This window comes from Pontibacter actiniarum (assembly GCF_003585765.1).
GTDB lineage: Bacteria > Bacteroidota > Bacteroidia > Cytophagales > Hymenobacteraceae > Pontibacter > Pontibacter actiniarum.
Genome location: NZ_CP021235.1, coordinates 1,270,165 through 1,290,798, shown reverse-complemented (window position 1 = coordinate 1,290,798; position 20,634 = coordinate 1,270,165). Strand labels below are relative to the sequence as shown.

Genomic DNA, 20,634 nt, shown 5'->3' with positions numbered 1-20,634 from the left:
AGCCAATAACGGCTTTTTTGCCTAACTTGCCTCATTCAAATAACGACTTTCAATCTATTTTAGACCTTTTAACATGACAGAAGGCGAACGAATAATACCGATCAACATTGAGGATGAGATGCGCGGCGCGTACATCGACTACTCAATGTCTGTTATCATTTCCAGAGCCTTACCCGACGTTCGGGACGGATTAAAGCCTGTGCACCGCCGCGTGCTTTACGGAATGTCCGAGCTGGGGGTATCCTATAACAAGTCCTACAAGAAGTCGGCCCGTATCGTGGGAGAGGTGCTGGGTAAGTACCACCCGCACGGCGACTCCTCCGTGTACGAAACGATGGTGCGTATGGCCCAGGAATGGTCGCTGCGCTACCCGCTGGTAGACGGACAGGGTAACTACGGTTCCATCGACGGTGACTCGCCGGCCGCCATGCGTTATACCGAGGCACGCCTCAAGCGCATCGCCGACGAGCTGCTGGCCGACCTGGACAAGAACACGGTAGACTTTGTACCTAACTTCGACGACTCCCTGAAGGAGCCAAGCGTGATGCCTGCCAAACTGCCAAACCTGCTGGTAAACGGTACATCAGGCATCGCAGTGGGTATGGCGACAAACATGGCGCCGCACAACCTGACGGAGGTGGTAAACGGCATTACCGCTTACATCGATAACCGCGACATCACCATAGCCGAGCTAATGCAGTACATTACCGCGCCGGACTTCCCGACGGGTGGTATCATCCACGGCTACGATGGCGTGAAGTCTGCCTTTGAAACCGGCCGCGGCCGCGTGCTGATGCGTGCCCGTGCTAACTTCGAGACCACACCGAGCGGCAAGGAGCAGATTATCGTTACCGAGATCCCTTACATGGTGAACAAGGCCACGCTGATCGAAAAGACGGCTGCGCTCATCAACGAAAAGAAAATCGAAGGCATCTCCGACCTGCGCGACGAGTCGGACCGTGACGGCCTGCGCATCGTGTACGACCTGAAGCGCGATGCCATTCCGAACGTGGTGCTTAACAACCTGTACAAGTATACAGCCCTGCAGTCTTCCTTTGGCGTGAACAACGTGGCCTTGGTAAAAGGCCGCCCCATGACGCTTAACCTGAAGGAGCTGATCCAGTACTTTGTGGAGCACCGCCACGAAGTGGTTGTGCGCAGAACGCAGTACGAGCTGGACGAGGCCAAGAAGCGCGCCCACATCCTGGAGGGCTTGCTGATCGCCCTGGACAACCTGGACGAGGTAATTAACTTGATCCGCTCTTCGCGTGACCCGGAGGTTGCCCGCAACGGCTTGATCGAGCGCTTCCAGCTGTCAGAAATTCAGGCCCGTGCTATTCTGGATATGCGTCTGCAGCGCCTCACAGGCCTGGAGCGTGACAAGATCCAGCAGGAGTACGAGGAGATCATGAAACTGATAGACTACCTGACTTCCATCCTCAACGATGAGGGACTGCGCATGCAGATCATCAAGGATGAGCTGGCAGAGATCAAGGAGCGCTACGGAGATGGCCGCCGCACCGGCATTGAGGCCAGCACCGGCGACATCTCTTACGAAGACATGATTCCGGAGGAGAACATGGTGATCACCATCTCCCACGAAGGCTATATCAAGCGCACGTCCCTGAACGAGTACCGCAGCCAGAGCCGTGGCGGCGTAGGCTCCAGGGGGGTGGCCGCATCCAAGGACAGCGACTTTACCGAGCACCTGTTTATCGCCAACACCCACCACCACATGCTGTTCTTTACAGAGTTCGGCCGTGTGTTCTGGCTGAAGGTGTACGAGATTCCGGAAGGAGGGAAGACCACGAAAGGACGTGCGATTCAGAACCTGATCCAGATAGAAAAGGATGACAAAGTGCGTGCCGTGCTAAATGTGCACGACCTTAAAAATCAGGATTACGTACTCAACCACAACCTTGTGTTCATCACCGAGCAGGGTACCATTAAAAAGACGGTGCTGGAGGCATACTCCCGCCCAAGAACCAATGGTATCAACGCGATCTCGATCAACGACGGAGACCGCCTGCTGGACGTACAGCTGACGAACACCAGCAGCGAAATCGTCATCGCGCTGGAGTCGGGCAGAGCCATCCGCTTTAACGAGGACCAGGTGCGCCCGATGGGCCGTACGGCTGCCGGTGTGCGTGCCGTAACCCTCGCCGGACCGGATGACAAGGTAGTTGGTATGGTTTGTGTAGAAAATGAAAATACAGACCTGCTGGTAGTGTCGGAAAAAGGCTTCGGCAAGCGCTCGCTTCTGGAGGAGTACCGCATCACAAACCGTGGCGGTAAAGGCGTGAAGACCATGAACGTGACCGACAAAACTGGCAAGCTTGTTGCCATTAAAGGTGTAGTTGATACAGACGACTTGATGATCATCAACCGCTCTGGCATCACGATCAGGCTGCGCGTAGGGGAGTTGCGTGTTATAGGACGCGCCACCCAGGGTGTTCGCCTGATTAAGCTTACCGAAGGCGACCAGATTTCGTCTGTGGCCAAGGTAGAGGTGGAAAACGAGGAGGAGGTAGAGGAGCTGCTAATGGAGCAGTCTGAACCGTCACCGGAAGACACGCTGAACCCGGACGATATGATTGACCCGGAAACAACGGAACCGGAAGAGCCCGAAGAAGCCTAAACCGCTGATACCGAATTATTTTCAAGTGAAATACGTTAAGCAAACAACCTATCACAAACCATTAATTTAAAGTATGAAAAAAGTGCTTTTAACAGCTCTGGTAGCCGGAACCATTTCGGTTGCAAGTGCGCAGAATTCGGCCGTGAACAGCGCCATCCTGAACCACAAGAATGGCACACTGGACAAAGCGCTGACCGATATTGAGAAAGCCACAGAGCATAAGAAAACGAAGGACAAAGCCAAAACCTGGTTCTACCGTGGTGTTATCCTGCAGGACATGATCGGCAACCCGATCTACGGCAAGCAAACAGACGAGAAGACACCTATCACGGTGCTGGAGTCTTATAACAAGGCAGTAGAGCTGGATGGCGAGAACGGTGAGTATGGCAAGCAGGTGCCGGAGCGCAAGCAGATGCTGTACGGACAGGTGCTGAACCAGGCCGTTGAATACCACAACAACCAGGACTGGCCAAACGCCATCAACAAGTATGAGCTGGCGCACAAAATCAGCCCACAGGACACAACGGCCGTACTTTACGCCGCTTACGCCGCCACAGCTGACAACAAGTATGACCAGGCAATCGGTTTCTACAACGAGCTGCTGGACATGGGCCACAAAACGGAGGACGTGTACAAGGCAAAAGTACAGCTGCAGCAGGCAACTGAGGCGAGCGACGAAGCTGTGATGGAGACTTTGGCAAACGGCCTGAAGGAGCACCCGAACAGTGTGTACCTGATGCAGGAAGAGCTGAAGTACTACCTGAAAAACGACCGCGCTGACGAAGCGATGGCGAAACTGGACAAGGCTATTGCCGCTGACCCGAAAAACGCCAGCCTTTATGCTGTAAAGGGTAACCTGCAGGAGCGCAAGAAGAACTTTGATGCCGCTAAAGAAACGTACAAGAAGGCAATTGAAGTAGACCCGACTAACTTTGACGCTTACTATAACCTGGGCGTGCTGGAGTATAACCAAGGTGCTGACGTTAACAACAAAGCAGCTAAAATGGACTATGCTACATACCAGAAGAAAGGCAAAGCTTTAGAGGCTGAAGCGAAGAAGCATTACCAGGCTGCGCTGCCATACTTTGAGAAAGCACACGAAATCCAACCAGAAGACAAAGCAACAATGCAAAACCTGGTGAACGTGTACACGCGTTTAGGACGTAAGTCTGACGCTGAGAAGATTTCAGCTCAACTGAACAAATAATCCATCCGAAAGGAATTAAAAAAGGAAGCTCTAAAGGCTTCCTTTTTTTGTTGCATCCAATACAGCCGCCGCATCAGCAGTAAAAAGTAAAACGTTCACCAACTAAAGCGGGAGCAGAGAAGACATCAAAGAGAGTATTCATTACGGTAAAGACACCTATTTATGCACTTTACTTAACATAATATAAATTATAAGACTTATAATGTACGATGAATAATCATCTATTTTAAGTGTCACTCATAATGTACTTTATGTTAAATAGAGAAATATTCAACCCAGCGGCTATGCATAACCGCTAGGTTGAAATTACAGAAGCCATGTGCGACATTACGCTGAATTCCGCTCCGCATTAATAATTCCGAACGAGCAGCGCACCACTAGCTTCTCATACACCTGCTTTGCCTGCGACTGCGGGTGCTGCTCCTCGATTTCACGGATGTTGGCCAGCGCGTACTGCTGAATGGTGATGAGCGGCAGCTCAATGCGCTGGCGTGTCTGAATCGACAGCTGCTCAATGGGCTTATCCGCCATCAGCTCGCTTGCCTGCGACAGCATCAGCACATATTTCCTGGTGCGCTCATACTCCTCGTGGATAATGCGCCACAGCTCACCATACTTTGGATGCTCGGCCAAGTATGCCGTCACCGGGAAAAAGCATTTCTTCATAGCCATTTCACAGTTATCGAGCAGTGTCTTAAAGTATAACGACTCCTTGTACAGCTTCTGGAGAAACTCCCAACGGCCGCTTTCGTGCATTTTCTCTAAAGCGATACCAACCCCGTAGTAGCCGGGCAGGTTTTGCTTCAGCTGGCTCCAGGCCCCCACATACGGCACTGCCCGCAGGTCGTCCAGGTTTAGCTTACCCGCCTTGCGCTTGGATGGCCGGCTGCCGATGTTTGCTTCGCCGTAGTAGCGTAACGGGCTGATATAGTTGAGGTACTCCAGGAAAACCCGGTGGTTTTTCAGTTTGCTGTAGGCTTCGTAGCTGATGTTGGCCAGTTGCTGCAACAGGGTGTCCTCCTGACCCGATAAGGTGGCGCCTTTTTGTGAGAACAGCGCGTTGCTGATTCCGGCGTGGATCAGCTGCTCCATGTTAAACTGGGCAGAATCCACGTTGCCGAAGTTAGAGCTAATGGTCTGCCCCTGCACGGTTAGCTGAATCTCCTGGTTTGCGATATTGCTGCCCATGGAGGCGTAAAACTGCTGTGTTTTACCGCCTCCCCGTGCTGGCGGGCCTCCTCTCCCATCAAAAAATATCACTTCTAGCCCATACTCCCGTGATACCTGCGTGAGTGCCTCTTTGGCTTTGTAAATGCTCCAGTTCGCCATAAAATAGCCACCGTCTTTAGTGCCATCCGAAAAGCCGAGCATGATGGTCTGGATATTGTGGCGGCGGTGCAGATGGCTGCGGTATACTTCGTTCTCATACAGCTCCCGCATCACGCCGGCCGCATGGCCTAAGTCGGCAATAGTCTCGAAAAGCGGCACAATGTCTACTGTCAGTTCCTCTGGCTGCCAGCCTCCCAGGCGAAACAGCGTGTACACCTCCATCACGTTTAAAGCACTGGTGCTGTGGCTGATAATGTAGCGGTGGCATCCCTCCTCTCCGTTGTACTCCTGTATGGTTTTGATGGCGCCTATAACCTCTAAGGTGTCACGCAGCGTCTCGTCCTCTAACACCGCCGGGTCCACTTGCTCTGAAACGGAGCGCAGCAGGTTAATTTTCTCCTCCTCCGACTGTTCCGTGTAGTCGCCGGGGATAGCGTCGGTTACCAGCGATAGCTCCTCAAACAGGTGCGTGTGCACCGAGCTGTCCTGGCGAATATCAAGCGAGGCAAAGTACAGCCCGAACAGCTCTACCCGGTTAATCAACGCCTCCACCTGGTTTAAGAACAAGCTGCTGTGCTCCTCGATCAAAAGCGCACTTATCTGCCGCAAGGTGTCGAGGATGTCTTCCTTGGTCAAGTCGAAGCTGTAGCCGGGCACAAACAGGTTATTATACAGCTTTGTTTCCAGCTCTTTCAGCAGGCTTTCTACGCCTTTAAAGGTGAGCCTTCGTTTCAGCCGGCGCACATCCGCATAGTAAGACCGAACCACGGCCCCACGGAGGGCATCCGCCACACGCAGGGTGGTATCGGCTTTCACAAAAGGGTTTCCGTCCCGGTCGCCGCCGGGCCAGAAGCCCATGCGCACCAGCTGGCTGTTACGCTGCACCGCCTCCGGAAACTGGTTCTTAAGAGAGGTCAGGATGTTGCCGCCCGCCTTGTAAAACACGTTTTCCAGAAACCATATCAGGTTCACGGCCTCCTCGTAAGGCGTAGGCTTTTCTTTTTTGAAGAAGGGCGTTTTACCCAGCTGCCGCAGGTACGAGTGCGCCAGCGAAGTATTGTCCGTCGCCAGCGCCTGCGACAGGTCGTTGATAATCCCCAGCACATTGCTTGGGTAGAATTGGGTCGGGTGCGCCGTGAGCACGAGCCGCACGGCAAAGTTCTTCAGCTTCTCCGCCAGCCGGGGCTCTGCGTTCGCCTGCACAACGGCTGCGCCCAACTGTTTCAATGTTCCAACACCGTACATGTCGTGCGTGTCGCGGAAGGCCGCCTCCTCCAGGGCATCGAACAGCACCACCTGCCGCTCTGCGTACTGCACGAACCGAAACAGCAGGTCATGCTGCTCCTGGTCGGTGCGATACGTGGTGTACTGCTCAAAGAAGCTGCTGATTATTTTCCTGGGGCTGAGGTGCCGCTGGTAGCCTTCCTCACAGTGCAGCACAAAAAGCGACAGCAACACCCCTGTTTTCTCCACCCTATGGAAGGGCAACGACGAAAACAGGCTGTTATACATCTCAAAACGGGTGCCTACTTCGCTGCGAAACACCTCCACGGCGCTGCTTGTATGTTGGTTTATTCTATTCATGCGAAATCTTGTTTGTCCGGACGCCACTGCGCCACAGGGAGTTAATATAGCAAAAAACATGTACACCTGCACATCCGCAGCCCGGCACTTTACGCCAAGACGCGCGCAGCAGATGGACCTTAGATTGCAGCAGCCAGCCCAGGATACGGGTCAGCGGCTCCCGCCGTCCTTTTTACGTATCCTTTTGCCAACGGAGCAGGTAATGAGTACCTTAGTTGCACAGAGCACTATCAGTGAAAGAACCCAATGGATAAAGAGATAAACGTAGGCCTGCTGGGCTTTGGCATGGCAGGCAGCATGTTTCATGCACCTTTTATTGCCAACGTGGCGGGGCTGCGCCTCCAAAAGATAAAGGCCAACAGAGCAGAGAGCATAGCGCTTGCCAACGCGCGCTATCCGGCGGCTGAGGTTGTCGCACACGAGCAGGACATCTTCAACGATGCGGCCATTGACCTGGTTGTAGTAGCCACCACCAGCCCCACCCACTACCACATGGCCAAAGCTGCCTTGCAGGCAGGCAAACATGTGCTCGTAGACAAGCCCTTTACAGTAACAAGCGCCGAGGCAGACGAACTGATCGCGCTAGCCAGGGAGAAGGGCAAGCTGCTGACGGTATACCAGAACCGCCGCTGGGACAGTGATTTTAAAACGGTGCGTAAAGTGCTGAGCCAACAACTGCTGGGGGAACTGGTAGAATACGAAGCCCACTTCGACCGCTTTCGCAACGAGGTAAAGCCCGGCACCTGGAAAGAAGAAGACCTGCCCGGCACCGGCATTCTATACGATTTAGGCACACATCTGATAGACCAGGCACTTTGCCTCTTTGGAGAGCCGCTGGAAGTACAAGGCGATGTACGGGCGCTACGGAAAGAAACGCAGGTTGCCGACTATGCAGAAGTTACGCTCCGCTTTCAAGGGGTAAAGGCCATTCTGAAAGCAAGTATGCTGGTTCGCGAGCAAGGGCCGCATTTTATACTTCACGGCACCAAAGGCTCATTTATCAAGTATGGCATGGATATGCAGGAAGAGCACCTGAAGCAGGGGAAGTCTCCAGCCGATACCCCGGACTGGGGCACTGAGCCGGAAAGCCTGTGGGGCACGCTGAACACCGATGTACAGGGCCTGCACGTGAAAGGTAAAGTAGAAAGCAAAAGCGGGGACTATACCGGGCTGTACGAGAACGTGTACAGAGCCATACTTGGCCAGGAGGAGCTGCAGGTAAAGCCGGAGCAGGCGCGCAACACCATCCGTATAATTGAACTGGCCCTGCAGAGCAGCAAGGAAAAACGAAGTATAAAGTTCAGTTAGTTGAGCAGGGTGAGCTGGTAAGCCTTGGGGGTAACGCCTACCTCTTTTTTAAAGGCCCGGATAAAGTAGTTCAGGTTCTGGAAGCCCGCCATGTAGCAGGCCTGGGTTACGGAGTTGAACGGGTTCCGGAGGTGCTTTTTAGCGAGGCGGATGCGCTCTTTCAGCACATAGTCTGCCGGGGTATAGCCAAACTCCTCTTTAAACTTCCGGAAAAAATTGGCCCGGCTCATACAGGCCTTCTCGCTCAGCTTGTCCACGTCAATTTTAGTGGTAATGTTTTCCTTGATGTACTGGATCACGTAGCCGAAGCGGTGGCTACTGGCCAGGCGCCTGTAGTTCTGCTCAAAAAACTCCCGTGCCTGCGTCTGCATTAGCCGTACCAGCAGCTCCCGTAGCGCCAGGTTTACCAGGATGTCCTTTTCCCGGCTCTTGTCGTTCAGGCTGATCTTGATCAGTCGGTTTATGATATCGGCCAGCTCCAGGTTATTGGCCAGGTGCAGGTGCTCTGCCCCTAGCCGCCACTCCTCTCCTGCCTCCGCCTTTGTGTGGCGCTCGTTCAGCAGCTGAATGGTGGAGCGGATCTGTTCTGCGGAAATCGCCAGCGCCAGGCACTGTGTCGGCGTTTCTTTGCCTGCCTCCGGAAAGTCGATCTTCATGAGCTCATGCGGCGGCACAATCACCGACTCCCCCGGCAGGTAGTCGAAGCCGGGCCGGCCGGCCAGGTGCATCACCTTTTTGCCGCGCAGCATGCTGGTGAGCACCCAGTCGCCGAACTGCAGGTTCACTTCCTTTGCCCGCTGGTGGGTTTCAAACACGTTTAGCTCGCAGGCATCCATCGTATACACTGATCTGTTCTCGACCAGCGTGAACAGGGAGCGCTCATCGTGCAAGGGAACCGGGTGCAGTTTGTGTTTTGAAGGCATGACTCAATCTATAAATTTCCTGACTCATTTTCAACATGATACGATAAGAATAGTTTTTTAGACAATAGGTAGAGAAGGAAACCGATGTTTTACGGACATTGGATTATCGTTCTTTCAAACTATAAAAACTATAACCTATGGATTCAGTAGCAACGCCCCAGGAAAAGTCGGCTGTTCTGGAACGCCCACAGTTCAAGGAGAAGTATGATCACTTTATCGGCGGCAACTGGGTGGCCCCGGCAAGTGGCGAGTATTTCGATAACATCTCCCCTATCGACGGCAAACCCTTCACCAAAGCAGCACGAGGCAACAAAGAAGATATTGAGAAAGCACTCGACGCTGCCCACGAAGCTTTCAAATCCTGGTCCAAAACATCAGCGGCCACACGCAGCAAGGTCTTGCTCGACATCGCCAACATTATAGAGCAGAACGCCGAGATGCTGGCGCGCGCCGAAACGGTGGATAACGGCAAGGCTATCCGGGAGACCCGCGCGGCTGACATTCCGCTCTGTATCGACCACTTCCGCTACTTCGCAGGCGCCATCCGCGCCGATGAAAGCACCATGTCGGAGCACGACGAGTTCACCATCAGCATTAACCTGCAGGAGCCGATCGGCGTGGTCGGCCAGATTATCCCCTGGAACTTCCCGTTACTGATGGCCACCTGGAAAATGGCGCCCGCCCTGGCCGCAGGCTGCTGTGTGGTGATGAAACCGGCCGAGCAAACCCCTACCAGTATCATGCTGCTGATGGAGCTGATCCAGGATGTGGTGCCGGCGGGAGTGCTGAACATTGTCACAGGTTTCGGTCCGGAGGCCGGCAAACCGCTCGCTTCTTCCCCGCGCGTGGCCAAAGTAGCTTTCACCGGCGAAACCACCACCGGCCGCCTCATCATGCAGTACGCTTCGGAAAACCTGATTCCGGTAACGATGGAGCTGGGCGGTAAATCGCCGAACATCTTTATGCCGAGCATAGCCGATGCAGACGATGAGTTCTTCGACAAGTGTGTGGAGGGAGCCGTTATGTTCGCCCTGAACCAGGGAGAGGTCTGCACCTGCCCGTCGCGCATTCTGGTGCACGAGAGCATCTACGACCGCTTTATGGAGCGAGTGGTGCAGCGCACGAAGGATATCAAGGTAGGCCACCCGCTGGCCGAAGACACCATGATGGGGGCGCAGGCATCAAATGACCAGTTCGAGAAAATACTCTCCTACATGGACATCGGCAAGCAGGAAGGCGCTGAGGTGCTGGTGGGCGGCAACATGGCCAGCCTGAACAGCGGCCTGGAAAATGGCTATTACATACAGCCGACCATCTTCAAAGGCTCCAACAAGATGCGCGTGTTCCAGGAAGAGATTTTCGGTCCGGTAACCTCTGTGACTACTTTTAAAACCGTGGAAGAGGCGATAGAGATGGCGAATGACACGCTGTACGGCCTCGGGGCCGGCCTCTGGACCCGCGATGCGCATGAGATCTACCAGATACCGCGCGCTATCCAGGCGGGCCGTGTGTGGGTAAACTGCTACCACGCCTACCCGGCTCACGCTCCGTTTGGCGGGTACAAAAAATCCGGCTTTGGCAGGGAGAACCACAAAATGATGCTCAACCATTACCGTCAGACCAAGAACATGCTTATTTCCTACGATAAGAAGAAGCTTGGTTTCTTTTAATTAAAACACACCATCAAGCCCTGCCGGTTTACGCCGGCGGGGTTTGGTTTTAACCTGATGCGATGGAAAAGGTAGAGCGAGTAACAGTAACGGAGGCTGCCAAGGAAGTTATCGACAGGCTGCGGGCACAGCACGGGCCGCTGATGTTTCACCAGAGCGGCGGCTGCTGCGACGGCTCTCAGCCTATGTGCTTCGAAGAAGGCGAGTTTAAGGTGGGCGACAGCGATGTGCTGCTGGGCGAAGTATACGGTTGCAACTTCTATATCGCCCGCGACCAGTACGAATACTGGAAACACACGCAGCTAATGTTGGACATCACACCGGGCCGCGGCTCCAGCTTTTCGCTGGAAATACCGATGGGTCTGCGCTTTCATATCAGGTCAAGGATATTTACTGAGCAGGAACTGGAGCAATTACCGCAGCTGTAAGCTTAGAAGTTCGGGATGTTTGTACCTGTAAAGATTTTCAGCAGCGAGATGGCGGCCTTGTCTTCCGCTGCCTCCGGGGCATGCAGCATTTCGTCTTTCGAGGGGTTGAGGTAGCCAATTACCTTTTTATACCTGTCCGCAGTGATGGTTTTGAAGCCCATAGACCAGTCCGGGAAGCTGCGTTCGCTAATGGGGTGGCCGATCAACTTGATAACGCCCCGGTGCCTGTTGTCCTGCGCTATCTTATGGTACAGGTTCATTACCAGCTGCTGCTCCCCTTCCAACACCTGTATGAAGTTGCCTTCATGGTACAGCAGCATGCCGGTAACGTGAAGCTTCTCGTTGTTTAACCGAGACGTCGCCAGCAAGTCCTTCAATTCCTCTTCACGAAACAGCTCTACCGCAGAGCTCAAGTACACAAGTTGATACATTCTTTCCTTCCTAATTAAGCCGCAGGTTACGGAGCCGGGGGTTCTGCAACCCTATGCATAAAACAGACTGAGGGGCAGAGGCGAACGGAGAATCGCCAGCTCCCCATAAAATAAAGCACCTGTACCACCCAGGGCAGCACAGGCGCTTTTTATACTCTAATGTAGCAAACTTATGCCACTAACTCCACTTTTTCCGGTTGTGGGGCTTGCTGAAGGGCGTATGCGTCGCTGTCTCCCCTTATCCATCCAACAACTGCAATCGCAATGGCCGTAGCGATTGCAATTACCAGGGCCGGCCAGAAACCGTCTATTTTAAAGTTGCCAACCAGCAGGTCGACCAGTTTGATCATCAGCGCCGTCACAATAAGGCTCACCAGCGCCTCGAGCAGAAAGAATGACACCAGGTTGAGCAGCCCGCCCAGCAGCCAGCCGATGGTGGCGTTCAGAATGCCGATCAGGAAAGCAACCCAGAGCGCCGTCCAGAAGCTTTTGACATGCACGCTTGACATGGCGTAAGCCAGCAACACGATTACACCGGCACTCACAAGTAAGTCAATAATAAAGTCCATAGTTTTACTTTAGGTTCAAAGGATCAGTTACAGACTTTTACTACGTGCACCGGCCGCGTTTTGATAGGTACAGGCCGTTTACTTCTGATACTCTGGCTTCAGCTTGTCCCGGTAGTTCTCTTCGAACTTCTTCACTTTGGGCCGCGCCACCGATGTTACATAAGGGTCGTTGGGGTTGATGCGGTAGTAGTCCTGGTGGTAGCCTTCGGCAGGCCAGAACTTCTTGTACGGCTGTACATAGGTCACAATTTTGTCTTTATAGGTACCGGCCTGTTCCAACTGGTCTATGTACTGCTCTGCCTTTTCCCTTTCCTCAGGGTTGCGGTAAAAGACTACGGAGCGATACTGCTTTCCGTAATCCGGGCCCTGTCGGTTCAGCGTGGTGGGGTCGTGGGTGGCAAAAAACACTTCCAGAAGTTCCTGATAGGTTATTTGCTGCGGGTTATAGTACACCTGCACCGCCTCGGCATAGTCTGTGCTCCCGGCACTAACCTCCTGGTAGGTCGGCTCTGGCTTTGTTCCGCCCGAGTAGCCCGAAATAACCGCCTTCACCCCTTTCAAGCGCTCAAAGTAGGCTTCGGTGCACCAAAAGCAGCCACCGGCGAAAGTCGCTTTGGCCATGCCGACGGTGTCCTCTTCCGCCAGCTGCGGCTCACTGGCCGAGGCCTGGTAGCGGTCGGTGTTGGTAGCCTCAGAGCAGGAGGTAAAGCAAAAAATAGAAAAAATCAGAAGTAAAAAGGTTCTGGTAATCATAAGCTATGGTTTTTATACTTAGTAGTACGGCACAGAAAGGGCAGCAGATTAGCCGCCGGGGTATTTTTAGGCCTTGGAATTAGCTTGTACCGCTTATCTTTATACTTCAACACTAAAACGCACGGGCTTGTTTTTGCTTTACAACAATCACCTGCTCCAAGAGCAGGAGCTACAGGTACCTGTTTCAGACAGGGCCTTTCAGTATAACGACGGTTTTTTCGAGACAGCCATCATTGCCGACGGGCGGCTGCGCTTCTGGGCACAGCACCAGCAGCGCATGCAGGAAGCGGCAGAAGCCCTGCAGCTGCAGGTACCCCCTTACTTTTTCGACACTGCCTTTGAGGAGCAGCTTTTGGCCTTGGCACGTCATGAAGCAGCCGACAGGTACGGGCGGCTGAAGTTAAAGGTCTGGCGGGCCGGTGCCGGGCTCTACACCCCGAACACGAACGCTGTGAACTGGCTTGCCACCGCACAGCCAGCCAGTCCCGCACCCTACACTCCCCTGCACATCGGTGTGTGCCGAAACGTGCATACAGTTCCCACACCGCTCTCCCAAGTAAAAGGGCCCAATGCGCCGCTTTACGTGCTGGCCGGGCTGGAAAAGCAGGCACAGCAAAAAGACGATCTGCTACTGCTTAGTGCAGCAGGCATGGTGTCAGAAATGATCTCATCCAACGTTTTTTGGCTGCGGGAGAACGTGCTTTATACACCGGCTTTGGAAACAGGCTGCGTCAAAGGAATCCTGCGCCGCAACATCATCGGCTGGTGCCAGTCCCAAGGAATAGCATGCCAGGAAGTAAAGCACGCACCGGAGCAGCTGTTGCAGGCTGAGGCTGTATTTGCCGCCAACGTAACGGGCATCCGAGGGGTAGCAAGTATAAACGGTGCGCCAGTCAGACAGCAGGAAAGCTTTCTGACGATGCTACGGCAAGACCTCCACCTTTAACCCTTCGCATGCAGTAATGCCAAACGTCGGCAAAAGGTGTCGCCGGCTGTTTTGCCTACCTTACTACTCAATGACAGCACCCAGCTGTGGCTGCAAGCTTGTCTCCGTAGCTTCCCTTGTGTTGTGCCTTCTTTACGGGAAGAGACAGCAATATGTAGGCTGCACGCCCATGCTGTCCGAAGAAAAACAGGCGCAGTTTGCGCTCCGAAACGGTGCAGGTATAACACAGCCTTACAAGCCCCTCCTCGGCCCGCACAAGGGCAATAAGCAGGCCCGCCAACTTAATGTGCCAACACCGGACCATCTAGGTAACACAACATTTAGCAAGCAAAGCAAATTGACCTGAAATAAAATTCTGGCACAAACAAAACCACATCTACAGCTTCTCCGTTGGGTATATTATCACAACCAAATACTTATTTATTATAATATATTTAAGCACTTGCTTTTAAATTTCCTATATTAACAACATCTAACGCAACACAAAATCTAATCACACAACCAACTTTTCTCATTGTTTATGTTCAATTTTATAAATACTTCTTATGAGGAAAGTTTACATTTTAGCCTCGCTCCTGGCGGGCGGGCTTACCTGCACTTTGCCAGCACAGGCACAGCAGCAGGAGCGTATGCAACAGAGCCGGGAAAATGCCAACGGCGCTCCCAAGCTCATTGAGTTCAAAGCCTCCGGCAAGCAGGCCCTGCGGGTGAGCGAGTCGGACCAGGCACTGCGGTCCTACCTAAACTTGTCAGCAGACGAGGATTTGCGACCTAAAAAGCATGAGGTGGACAAGCTGGGCTACCGGCACCAGCGCTATGCACAGTTCTACAAAGGAGTACGCGTGGAGTATGGGGACTACACGGTACACTCCAAGAACGGCATGATACAGGCCATGAGCGGAGAGCTGAAAAAGATCAAAGGACTGAGCACAACACCTGCCGTACCGGCACGTGCCGCTCTGCAGAAGGCCCTGGCTTTTGTGGGCGCCAAAAAGTACATGTGGCAGGTGCCGGAGCAGGAAGCCTGGATCAAGCAGTTAAAAAACGACAGCCGTGCCACCTTCTACCCGGAAGGGGAACTGGTGGTTGTGCAGAACTACCTGAGCCAGGACAAGGAAAAACAAGGGCAGCAGGTGCTGGCTTGGAAGTTTGACGTGTATGCCCAGGAGCCGCTCAGCCGTGACTACATTTACGTTGACGCGCACAGCGGTGAAGTCGTGCACAAGGACGCCATTATTAAACACGCGGCGGCCTCTGCCACGGCGGCAACACGCTACAGCGGCACTAAAACCATTACCACCGACAGCTACAGCGGCTCTTACCGCCTCCGCGACTACAGCCGGGGCAGCGGCATCGAGACCTATAACTGTAAGACCGGCACCAGTTACAACTCCGCCACCGATTTTACGGACGGCGACAACAGCTGGACCTCCGGGGAGTACAACAACACGGCCAAAGACAACGCGGCGCTGGATGCCCACTGGGCCGCGCAGATGACCTACGACTATTTCAAGAACAAGCACAACCGGAACAGCTACGACGGAAACGGCGCCGCGATCAAAAGCTATGTGCACTATGACGTCAGCTACGAGAATGCGTTCTGGAACGGCTCTGTGATGACCTACGGCGACGGGGCCACACGCTTCGATGCCCTGACGAGCCTGGATGTAGGCGCTCATGAAATTGGCCACGCCGTTTGCTCCAGCACAGCGAACCTTGTATACAGCAACGAGTCGGGAGCGCTAAACGAGGGCCTGTCCGATATTTGGGCGGCCGCCGTAGAGCAGTTTGCCGCCCCAGCCAAATCTACCTGGCTGATCGGCGAGGACATTGACAAACAGCGCCCGTCACTTCGCTCCATGAGCGACCCGAACGCAGAGAGCCAGCCGGACACCTACAAAGGCACCTACTGGTACTCCGGCACCGGCGACAACGGCGGGGTGCATACCAACAGCGGAGTCCTGAACCACTGGTTCTACATACTTTCGGTTGGCAAATCCGGCACCAATGATATTGGCGTAAGCTTTAACGTGGCAGGTATTGGCATAGAGGACGCAGCCAAAATTGTGTATCGCATGGAAAGCGTGTACATGACCTCCAACTCCAATTACGCTGACGCCCGTACCTTCGCCATTAAGGCGGCAGAGGACATTTTCGGTGCTGGCTCTAACCAGGTTGTGCAGACGACAAATGCCTGGAACGCCGTGGGCGTGGGAGGCAAGTATGGCGAGATATCCTACTGTGCCTCTCAGGGTGGCAACGCATCCTATGAGTGGATTGCCGGCGTGAAGATCGGCAGCTTTACCAAAACTTCCGGAGCAGCCGGCTATACCGACTTCACCGCAAGCACTGTTACACTCAGCGCCGGCAGCAGCAACGCCATCACCCTGACACCCGGCTTTGCCAGCACAACTTACAACGAGTACTGGAAGATCTGGATAGACTATAACAAAGACGGGGATTTTGATGATGCCGGTGAGCTGGTATTCGATGCGGGCGGCCTGAGCAAAACCGCCGTTTCCGGTACGTTAAATGTTTCCGCTTCGGCCTCGGGCAGCACGCGCATGCGCGTATCCATGAAGTATAACGGAGCGCAGACAGCCTGCGAGTCGTTCGGCTACGGCGAGGTGGAGGACTACACCGTTAGCTTCTCCTCTGCACCGGCCACCTGTGCCGTACCGTCAGGCTTGTCGGCATCCGGTGTTAGTACGACAGCCGCCACGCTTTCGTGGGGTGCCGTAACAGGAGCCACAGGCTATACCGTTCGCTTCAGGGCAAGCGGCACAAGCACCTGGACGACAAGCAGCGTAACGGGCACCACGGCGAGTGTAACAGGTTTGGCGGCAGGCACGGCCTATGAGTACCAGGTCAGCACCGTGTGCACCGGCGGAAGCTCAGCCTATTCTGCTTCGTCTACCTTTACAACAAGTGCCGGCAGTGTCACTTACTGTGCTTCCAAAGGCAGCAACTCCAGCTACGAGTGGATAGACCTGGTGCAGTTTGCCGGCATCAACAATACCTCGGGCAACGACGGCGGCTACCGGGACAACACCAGCATGGTCGCCACAGTGACTCCGGGCAGTAGCCATACCATTTACATCAGCACCGGCTTTGCCAGCACCGCCTATACCGAATACTGGAAAGTATGGATTGACTTTAACGGAGACGGTGACTTCAACGACACAGGCGAGCAGGTGGTAAGCGGCTCCAGCTCCAGTAGCGGCACCCTGAGCGCAACCGTAAGCGTACCTGCCTCAGCTACACCGGGAACTACGCGTATGCGTGTATCCATGAAGTACAACGCCGCCCAGACGGCCTGCGAAACCTTCAGCTACGGTGAGGTGGAGGACTACAGTGTAAACATCAGCAGCACGGCCGTGGCAGGATTTGCCACTTCGCAAAGCGCGAGCGCTAAACTGCTGGGTAACGAGCCGGCAAACGCGGCGCTGGTGTACCCTAACCCGGCGCGGGAGTACCTGCACCTGAACACAGCGGCCAAAGGCACAACAGTGCGCGTGCTAAGCATAACAGGTGCTGAGCTACTGCAGGTAAGCCTACAGGAAGGCAGTAACCGCCTGAACGTGTCGCAGCTACCGAAGGGCATCTACACTGTCGAGCTAAACGACGGGCAGAAAAAACTGCATCAGCGATTTGTAAAAGAATAGGCAGCGCCTTCTTTTTATACTTACAGCTCCCGGTCAGCAGGCCGGGAGCTGTTTTATTATATACCTGCACCAGCTCTCGAAACAATAACAGCACCGTCTCCTGACTGCGCCCCCCCCGCCTAAATATCCCCCGCCATCACCCGCCTGTAGCCACCCGCCACACAAAAGCTGCCCTCATCCTCCCTGCTGTTTGTGATTCCTCAACATCCTTGCCTATATTTGTAGCTACAAAGATCAAAACAAGGTTTAATTATGGAATCAATAAAAGGGAAAAACGCCCTGGTGACCGGTGCCGGAAAAGGCATTGGACGCGCCATCGCCATCGCATTGGCAGCAGAGGGCGTGAACGTAGCACTGATGGCCCGCACCACAAGCCAGCTGGAGGAAGTAGCCGCAGAGGTACAGGCTAAAGGCGTGAAAGCCGCTGTGGTAACCGCCGATGTGACTGATATCGACGCAGTAAACAAAGCTGTTGCCGATGCCCGCGAACAGCTGGGTGCTTTCGATATCCTCATTAACAACGCCGGTGTGGGTGCTTTCGCCAAGTTCCTGGAGATGGAGCCGCAGAAGTGGGAAAACATCATTAAAGTTAACCTGCTGGGGCCATACTATGTAACGCGTGCGGTGCTGCCAGAGATGATTGAGCGCCAGACCGGCGATATCGTGAACATCTCCTCTACTGCCGGGCAGAAAGGCGCCCCTGTAACAAGCGCTTACAGTGCCTCCAAGTTTGGCCTGATCGGGATGTCTGAGTCGCTGATGCAGGAGGTGCGCAAGCACAACATCCGCGTGACTTCGCTTACGCCTAGCACCGTCGCCACTGACATGGCTATCGACCTGAAACTAACCGACGGCAACCCGGAGCGCGTGATGCAACCGGAGGATTTTGCGGAACTGATCATCGCGCAGCTGAAACTGAACCGCCGCGTGTTTGTGAAAGAGGCCGGTTTGTGGTCTACCAACCCGTAAGTATAAAACAGCCGAAAAACAGAAAAGCCCGGAGCGACAACTCCGGGCTTTTCTGTTTCGTGCCTTCCAGGGCAGCGTATTGTGCTACTGCGCCGGGTACCAGTCCTTCAGCCGCACATCAATCTGCTTGTTTTTGGCGTTCACCTGCTGCTTAAACGAATCTACATCGCTCAGGCCGTCTTTTCCGCGGTAATGGTACGGGTACACCACCTTTGGCTTAAACGCCAGCACCGCGTCTGCCGCCTGGTCCACATCCATGGTGTAGGGCAGGTTCATGCTTACAAAGGCCACGTCGATGTTCTTGAGCTGGCGCATCTCAGGTGTGCCCTCCGTGTCGCCAGAAAGGTATACGCGCTTGCCGCCCATTTCGAGCAGGTAGCCATTGCCACGGCCCTTCGGGTGCATTGCATCGGGGCTTTCCGGCAGGTTATACATCGGGATGGCTTTGATGGCGATTCCTTGCTGGGTCGTGTTTTCGCCGTTCTTCAGCACCACCAGTTGCTGCTTGTACTGCTCCGGCAGCTGGTCCGCCACAGCCTGCGGCACGACCACTTTAACGCCCGAGGTCTCCAGCGCACGCAGCGTTTCGGGGTCCAGGTGATCGCCGTGGATGTCCGTGATCAGGATCAGATCGGGCTTAGCCAGGCCCGCATAAGCTTCTGCGCCTCCGGTAGGGTCCACATAGATATTTTTACCGTTGTAGTTGAGTACCAGCGAACCGTGTGACACCGGCTGCACCACCAGCGGCCCCTGCTTTGTGCGGATGGTATCTGGCGTGGCTGTTTGTTGCGCCTGCGCCTGCGCAAAGGCAAGGCTGAAGGCTAAGGCGAGCATCGTTTTTAGTTTCATAGTTACGGATGTTTGGCTTACAACAGAAAGATACCGGATAAGTTTACGCAAGGTTGTACTGCCGCAGGTGGTGCCGGAAATGTTTGTTATGAAAGGTTACCCACTCCTGATAAGTTAACGCACCCATAGTTGGGTTTACCGGCTTCTCATCCGGGTGCAACAGGAAAAAGGAGTCGAAAGCCTCCAACTCCCTCCCCAGCGCCTCAATCGCTTCCGGCAGGTCTGCATGCGCAAGCGGCGACAGCGCCTCCGTCAGCATCGGCGCCCGGAAGCCAGGCACCATTTCCCGGTCGCTGTAGATGGTGTACTGCTTAAACTTCTGCGCCTTTTCCTCACGGTAGTACAACTGCTGGGGCAGCTTGCCGTTGGAAAAGCGAACGGTAAAAGCCAGGTGCTCTACCATGTGCTGCGGCGTCATGATGCCAAAGGCTGGCTGCCTGTCTGCTTTCAGCGAACGCAGCAGCGCCAGAATCTCCTCTCTTCCGTGGATAATGTCTGTCATGGGCGTAATGAGAAACTGTACCTAAGAAACCATTAGAAGCTGTACTTACACGGCCACCGGTGCTTTTATACCCGGGTGCGGCTGATAGTTTACCAGCTCAAAATCCTCATACGTGAAATCGAAGATGTTCTTAACCTCCGGGTTCAGCTTCATCACAGGCAGTTCGCGCGGCTCACGGGTAAGCTGCAGTTGGGCCTGCTCCAGGTGGTTCAGGTAAAGGTGGGTGTCGCCGCCGGTCCAGATAAACTCACCCGGCTTCAGGCCCGTTACCTGCGCCATCATCAGGACAAGCAGCGCGTAAGAGGCGATGTTAAACGGCACGCCCAGGAACACATCGGCCGAGCGCTGGTAAAGCTGGCACGAGAGTTTCCCCTCTGCCACATAGAACTGGTAAAAGGCATGGCAGGGCGGCAGCTTCATGTTTTCGATCTCCGCCACGTTCCAGGCGCTCACAATTATGCGGCGCGAGTCAGGGTTGTTTTTCAGCTGGTTCACCACCTGCGAAATCTGATCGATGTGGCGGCCGTCGGGGGTAGGCCAGCTACGCCACTGAGAGCCGTACACCGGGCCCAGGTTGCCGTTCTCATCCGCCCACTCGTCCCAAATGCTCACCCCGTTCTCCTTGAGGTAAGCAATGTTTGTATCGCCCTTTAAAAACCACAGCAGCTCATGTATAATGGAGCGCAAATGCACTTTCTTCGTCGTCACGAGCGGGAAGCCTTCCGCCAGGTTAAAGCGCATTTGGTGGCCAAATATACTCAGGGTGCCTGTGCCTGTGCGGTCTTCTTTCTTCACCCCCTTGTCCAGGATGTGCTGCATCAACTCTAAATATTGCTTCATGGTTGTCTGTTCTTGTATGGAGT

General features: G+C 54.3%; 16 protein-coding genes. 8 read left to right on the top strand and 8 right to left on the bottom strand.

Annotated elements, in window-relative coordinates; all coding sequences use genetic code 11:
• Positions 1-73: 73 nt before the first annotated feature.
• Both gyrA and CA264_RS05550 read left to right on the top strand, forming a co-directional pair.
• On the top strand, positions 74-2,638 hold the full coding sequence (gene gyrA / locus CA264_RS05555; RefSeq protein WP_025605319.1) for a DNA gyrase subunit A: 2,565 nt from the start codon (positions 74-76) through the stop codon (positions 2,636-2,638).
• A 73-nt stretch (positions 2,639-2,711) separates the two neighbouring features.
• Positions 2,712-3,845 (top strand): tetratricopeptide repeat protein, encoded by a 1,134-nt coding sequence (locus CA264_RS05550; protein ID WP_025605317.1) that lies wholly within the window; start codon positions 2,712-2,714, stop codon positions 3,843-3,845.
• A gap of 327 nt (positions 3,846-4,172) precedes the next feature.
• On the opposite strand, the gene CA264_RS05545 is transcribed toward CA264_RS05550, so the two are convergent.
• On the bottom strand, positions 4,173-6,758 hold the full coding sequence (locus tag CA264_RS05545) for a phosphoenolpyruvate carboxylase (RefSeq protein WP_036775525.1): 2,586 nt from the start codon (positions 6,756-6,758) through the stop codon (positions 4,173-4,175).
• 246 nt (positions 6,759-7,004) lie between these two features.
• Between CA264_RS05545 and CA264_RS05540 the strand changes: the two genes are divergently transcribed.
• A complete protein-coding gene (locus tag CA264_RS05540) occupies positions 7,005-8,066 on the top strand; it encodes an oxidoreductase (protein ID WP_025605313.1) in 1,062 nt (353 codons plus the stop codon).
• On the opposite strand, the gene CA264_RS05535 is transcribed toward CA264_RS05540, so the two are convergent.
• Positions 8,063-8,989 (bottom strand): AraC family transcriptional regulator, encoded by a 927-nt coding sequence (locus CA264_RS05535; RefSeq protein WP_025605311.1) that lies wholly within the window; start codon positions 8,987-8,989, stop codon positions 8,063-8,065. The genes CA264_RS05540 and CA264_RS05535 overlap by 4 nt on opposite strands.
• Positions 8,990-9,126: 137 nt before the next feature.
• Here CA264_RS05535 and CA264_RS05530 point away from each other — a divergent pair, with 137 nt between their 5' ends.
• Both CA264_RS05530 and CA264_RS05525 read left to right on the top strand, forming a co-directional pair.
• Positions 9,127-10,659 carry an aldehyde dehydrogenase family protein gene (locus CA264_RS05530; protein ID WP_025605309.1) on the top strand — a complete coding sequence of 511 codons (1,533 nt, stop codon included), beginning with the start codon at positions 9,127-9,129 and terminating at the stop codon, positions 10,657-10,659.
• 62 nt (positions 10,660-10,721) lie between these two features.
• On the top strand, positions 10,722-11,087 hold the full coding sequence (locus CA264_RS05525) for a DUF779 domain-containing protein (protein ID WP_025605307.1): 366 nt from the start codon (positions 10,722-10,724) through the stop codon (positions 11,085-11,087).
• Positions 11,088-11,089: 2 nt separating this feature from the next.
• Here the strand turns inward: CA264_RS05525 and CA264_RS05520 are convergent, their stop codons facing one another.
• From CA264_RS05520 to msrA, 3 genes are all read right to left on the bottom strand, one after another.
• On the bottom strand, positions 11,090-11,518 hold the full coding sequence (locus CA264_RS05520) for a BLUF domain-containing protein (RefSeq protein WP_025605305.1): 429 nt from the start codon (positions 11,516-11,518) through the stop codon (positions 11,090-11,092).
• Positions 11,519-11,688: 170 nt separating this feature from the next.
• Entirely contained in the window at positions 11,689-12,087 is a 399-nt protein-coding gene (locus CA264_RS05515; protein WP_025605304.1) for a phage holin family protein, read from the bottom strand.
• A 78-nt stretch (positions 12,088-12,165) separates the two neighbouring features.
• Positions 12,166-12,840, bottom strand: a complete 675-nt coding sequence (gene msrA / locus CA264_RS05510) for a peptide-methionine (S)-S-oxide reductase MsrA (protein WP_025605303.1) — start codon at positions 12,838-12,840, stop codon at positions 12,166-12,168.
• 133 nt (positions 12,841-12,973) lie between these two features.
• On the opposite strand from msrA, the gene CA264_RS05505 reads away from it, so the two are divergent.
• From CA264_RS05505 to CA264_RS05495, 3 genes are all read left to right on the top strand, one after another.
• On the top strand, positions 12,974-13,786 hold the full coding sequence (locus tag CA264_RS05505; protein ID WP_162912059.1) for an aminotransferase class IV: 813 nt from the start codon (positions 12,974-12,976) through the stop codon (positions 13,784-13,786).
• A gap of 545 nt (positions 13,787-14,331) precedes the next feature.
• Positions 14,332-17,451, top strand: a complete 3,120-nt coding sequence (locus CA264_RS05500; RefSeq protein WP_025605301.1) for a M4 family metallopeptidase — start codon at positions 14,332-14,334, stop codon at positions 17,449-17,451.
• 252 nt (positions 17,452-17,703) lie between these two features.
• Positions 17,704-18,420, top strand: a complete 717-nt coding sequence (locus tag CA264_RS05495) for a 3-ketoacyl-ACP reductase (protein WP_119570423.1) — start codon at positions 17,704-17,706, stop codon at positions 18,418-18,420.
• Between the two features lie 84 nt (positions 18,421-18,504).
• On the opposite strand, the gene CA264_RS05490 is transcribed toward CA264_RS05495, so the two are convergent.
• Genes CA264_RS05490 through CA264_RS05480 form a run of 3 tightly spaced genes read right to left on the bottom strand, consistent with a single transcriptional unit; the run spans position 18,505 to position 20,611 of the window.
• The gene (locus CA264_RS05490; RefSeq protein ID WP_025605297.1) at positions 18,505-19,269 is read right to left on the bottom strand and encodes an MBL fold metallo-hydrolase; all 765 of its coding nucleotides are present in this window, start codon (positions 19,267-19,269) and stop codon (positions 18,505-18,507) included.
• 43 nt (positions 19,270-19,312) lie between these two features.
• A complete protein-coding gene (locus CA264_RS05485; RefSeq protein WP_025605296.1) occupies positions 19,313-19,771 on the bottom strand; it encodes a DUF1569 domain-containing protein in 459 nt (152 codons plus the stop codon).
• A gap of 45 nt (positions 19,772-19,816) precedes the next feature.
• Complete coding sequence (locus CA264_RS05480) at positions 19,817-20,611, bottom strand: thymidylate synthase (RefSeq protein WP_025605294.1); 795 nt, start codon at positions 20,609-20,611, stop codon at positions 19,817-19,819.
• Positions 20,612-20,634: the final 23 nt, after the last annotated feature.

What these genes read in the sequence shown, in the direction of transcription:
- gyrA (WP_025605319.1), top strand. Translation starts at nt 74, where the DNA reads ATGACAGAAGGCGAACGAATAATACCGATCAACATTGAGGATGAGATG.
- CA264_RS05540 (WP_025605313.1), top strand. Translation starts at nt 7,005, where the DNA reads ATGGATAAAGAGATAAACGTAGGCCTGCTGGGCTTTGGCATGGCAGGC.
- CA264_RS05545 (WP_036775525.1), bottom strand. Translation starts at nt 6,758, where the DNA reads ATGAATAGAATAAACCAACATACAAGCAGCGCCGTGGAGGTGTTTCGC.
- CA264_RS05500 (WP_025605301.1), top strand. Translation starts at nt 14,332, where the DNA reads ATGAGGAAAGTTTACATTTTAGCCTCGCTCCTGGCGGGCGGGCTTACC.
- CA264_RS05480 (WP_025605294.1), bottom strand. Translation starts at nt 20,611, where the DNA reads ATGAAGCAATATTTAGAGTTGATGCAGCACATCCTGGACAAGGGGGTG.
- CA264_RS05515 (WP_025605304.1), bottom strand. Translation starts at nt 12,087, where the DNA reads ATGGACTTTATTATTGACTTACTTGTGAGTGCCGGTGTAATCGTGTTG.
- CA264_RS05525 (WP_025605307.1), top strand. Translation starts at nt 10,722, where the DNA reads ATGGAAAAGGTAGAGCGAGTAACAGTAACGGAGGCTGCCAAGGAAGTT.
- CA264_RS05490 (WP_025605297.1), bottom strand. Translation starts at nt 19,269, where the DNA reads ATGAAACTAAAAACGATGCTCGCCTTAGCCTTCAGCCTTGCCTTTGCG.
- CA264_RS05535 (WP_025605311.1), bottom strand. Translation starts at nt 8,989, where the DNA reads ATGCCTTCAAAACACAAACTGCACCCGGTTCCCTTGCACGATGAGCGC.
- CA264_RS05485 (WP_025605296.1), bottom strand. Translation starts at nt 19,771, where the DNA reads ATGACAGACATTATCCACGGAAGAGAGGAGATTCTGGCGCTGCTGCGT.
- CA264_RS05550 (WP_025605317.1), top strand. Translation starts at nt 2,712, where the DNA reads ATGAAAAAAGTGCTTTTAACAGCTCTGGTAGCCGGAACCATTTCGGTT.
- CA264_RS05530 (WP_025605309.1), top strand. Translation starts at nt 9,127, where the DNA reads ATGGATTCAGTAGCAACGCCCCAGGAAAAGTCGGCTGTTCTGGAACGC.
- msrA (WP_025605303.1), bottom strand. Translation starts at nt 12,840, where the DNA reads ATGATTACCAGAACCTTTTTACTTCTGATTTTTTCTATTTTTTGCTTT.
- CA264_RS05520 (WP_025605305.1), bottom strand. Translation starts at nt 11,518, where the DNA reads ATGTATCAACTTGTGTACTTGAGCTCTGCGGTAGAGCTGTTTCGTGAA.
- CA264_RS05495 (WP_119570423.1), top strand. Translation starts at nt 17,704, where the DNA reads ATGGAATCAATAAAAGGGAAAAACGCCCTGGTGACCGGTGCCGGAAAA.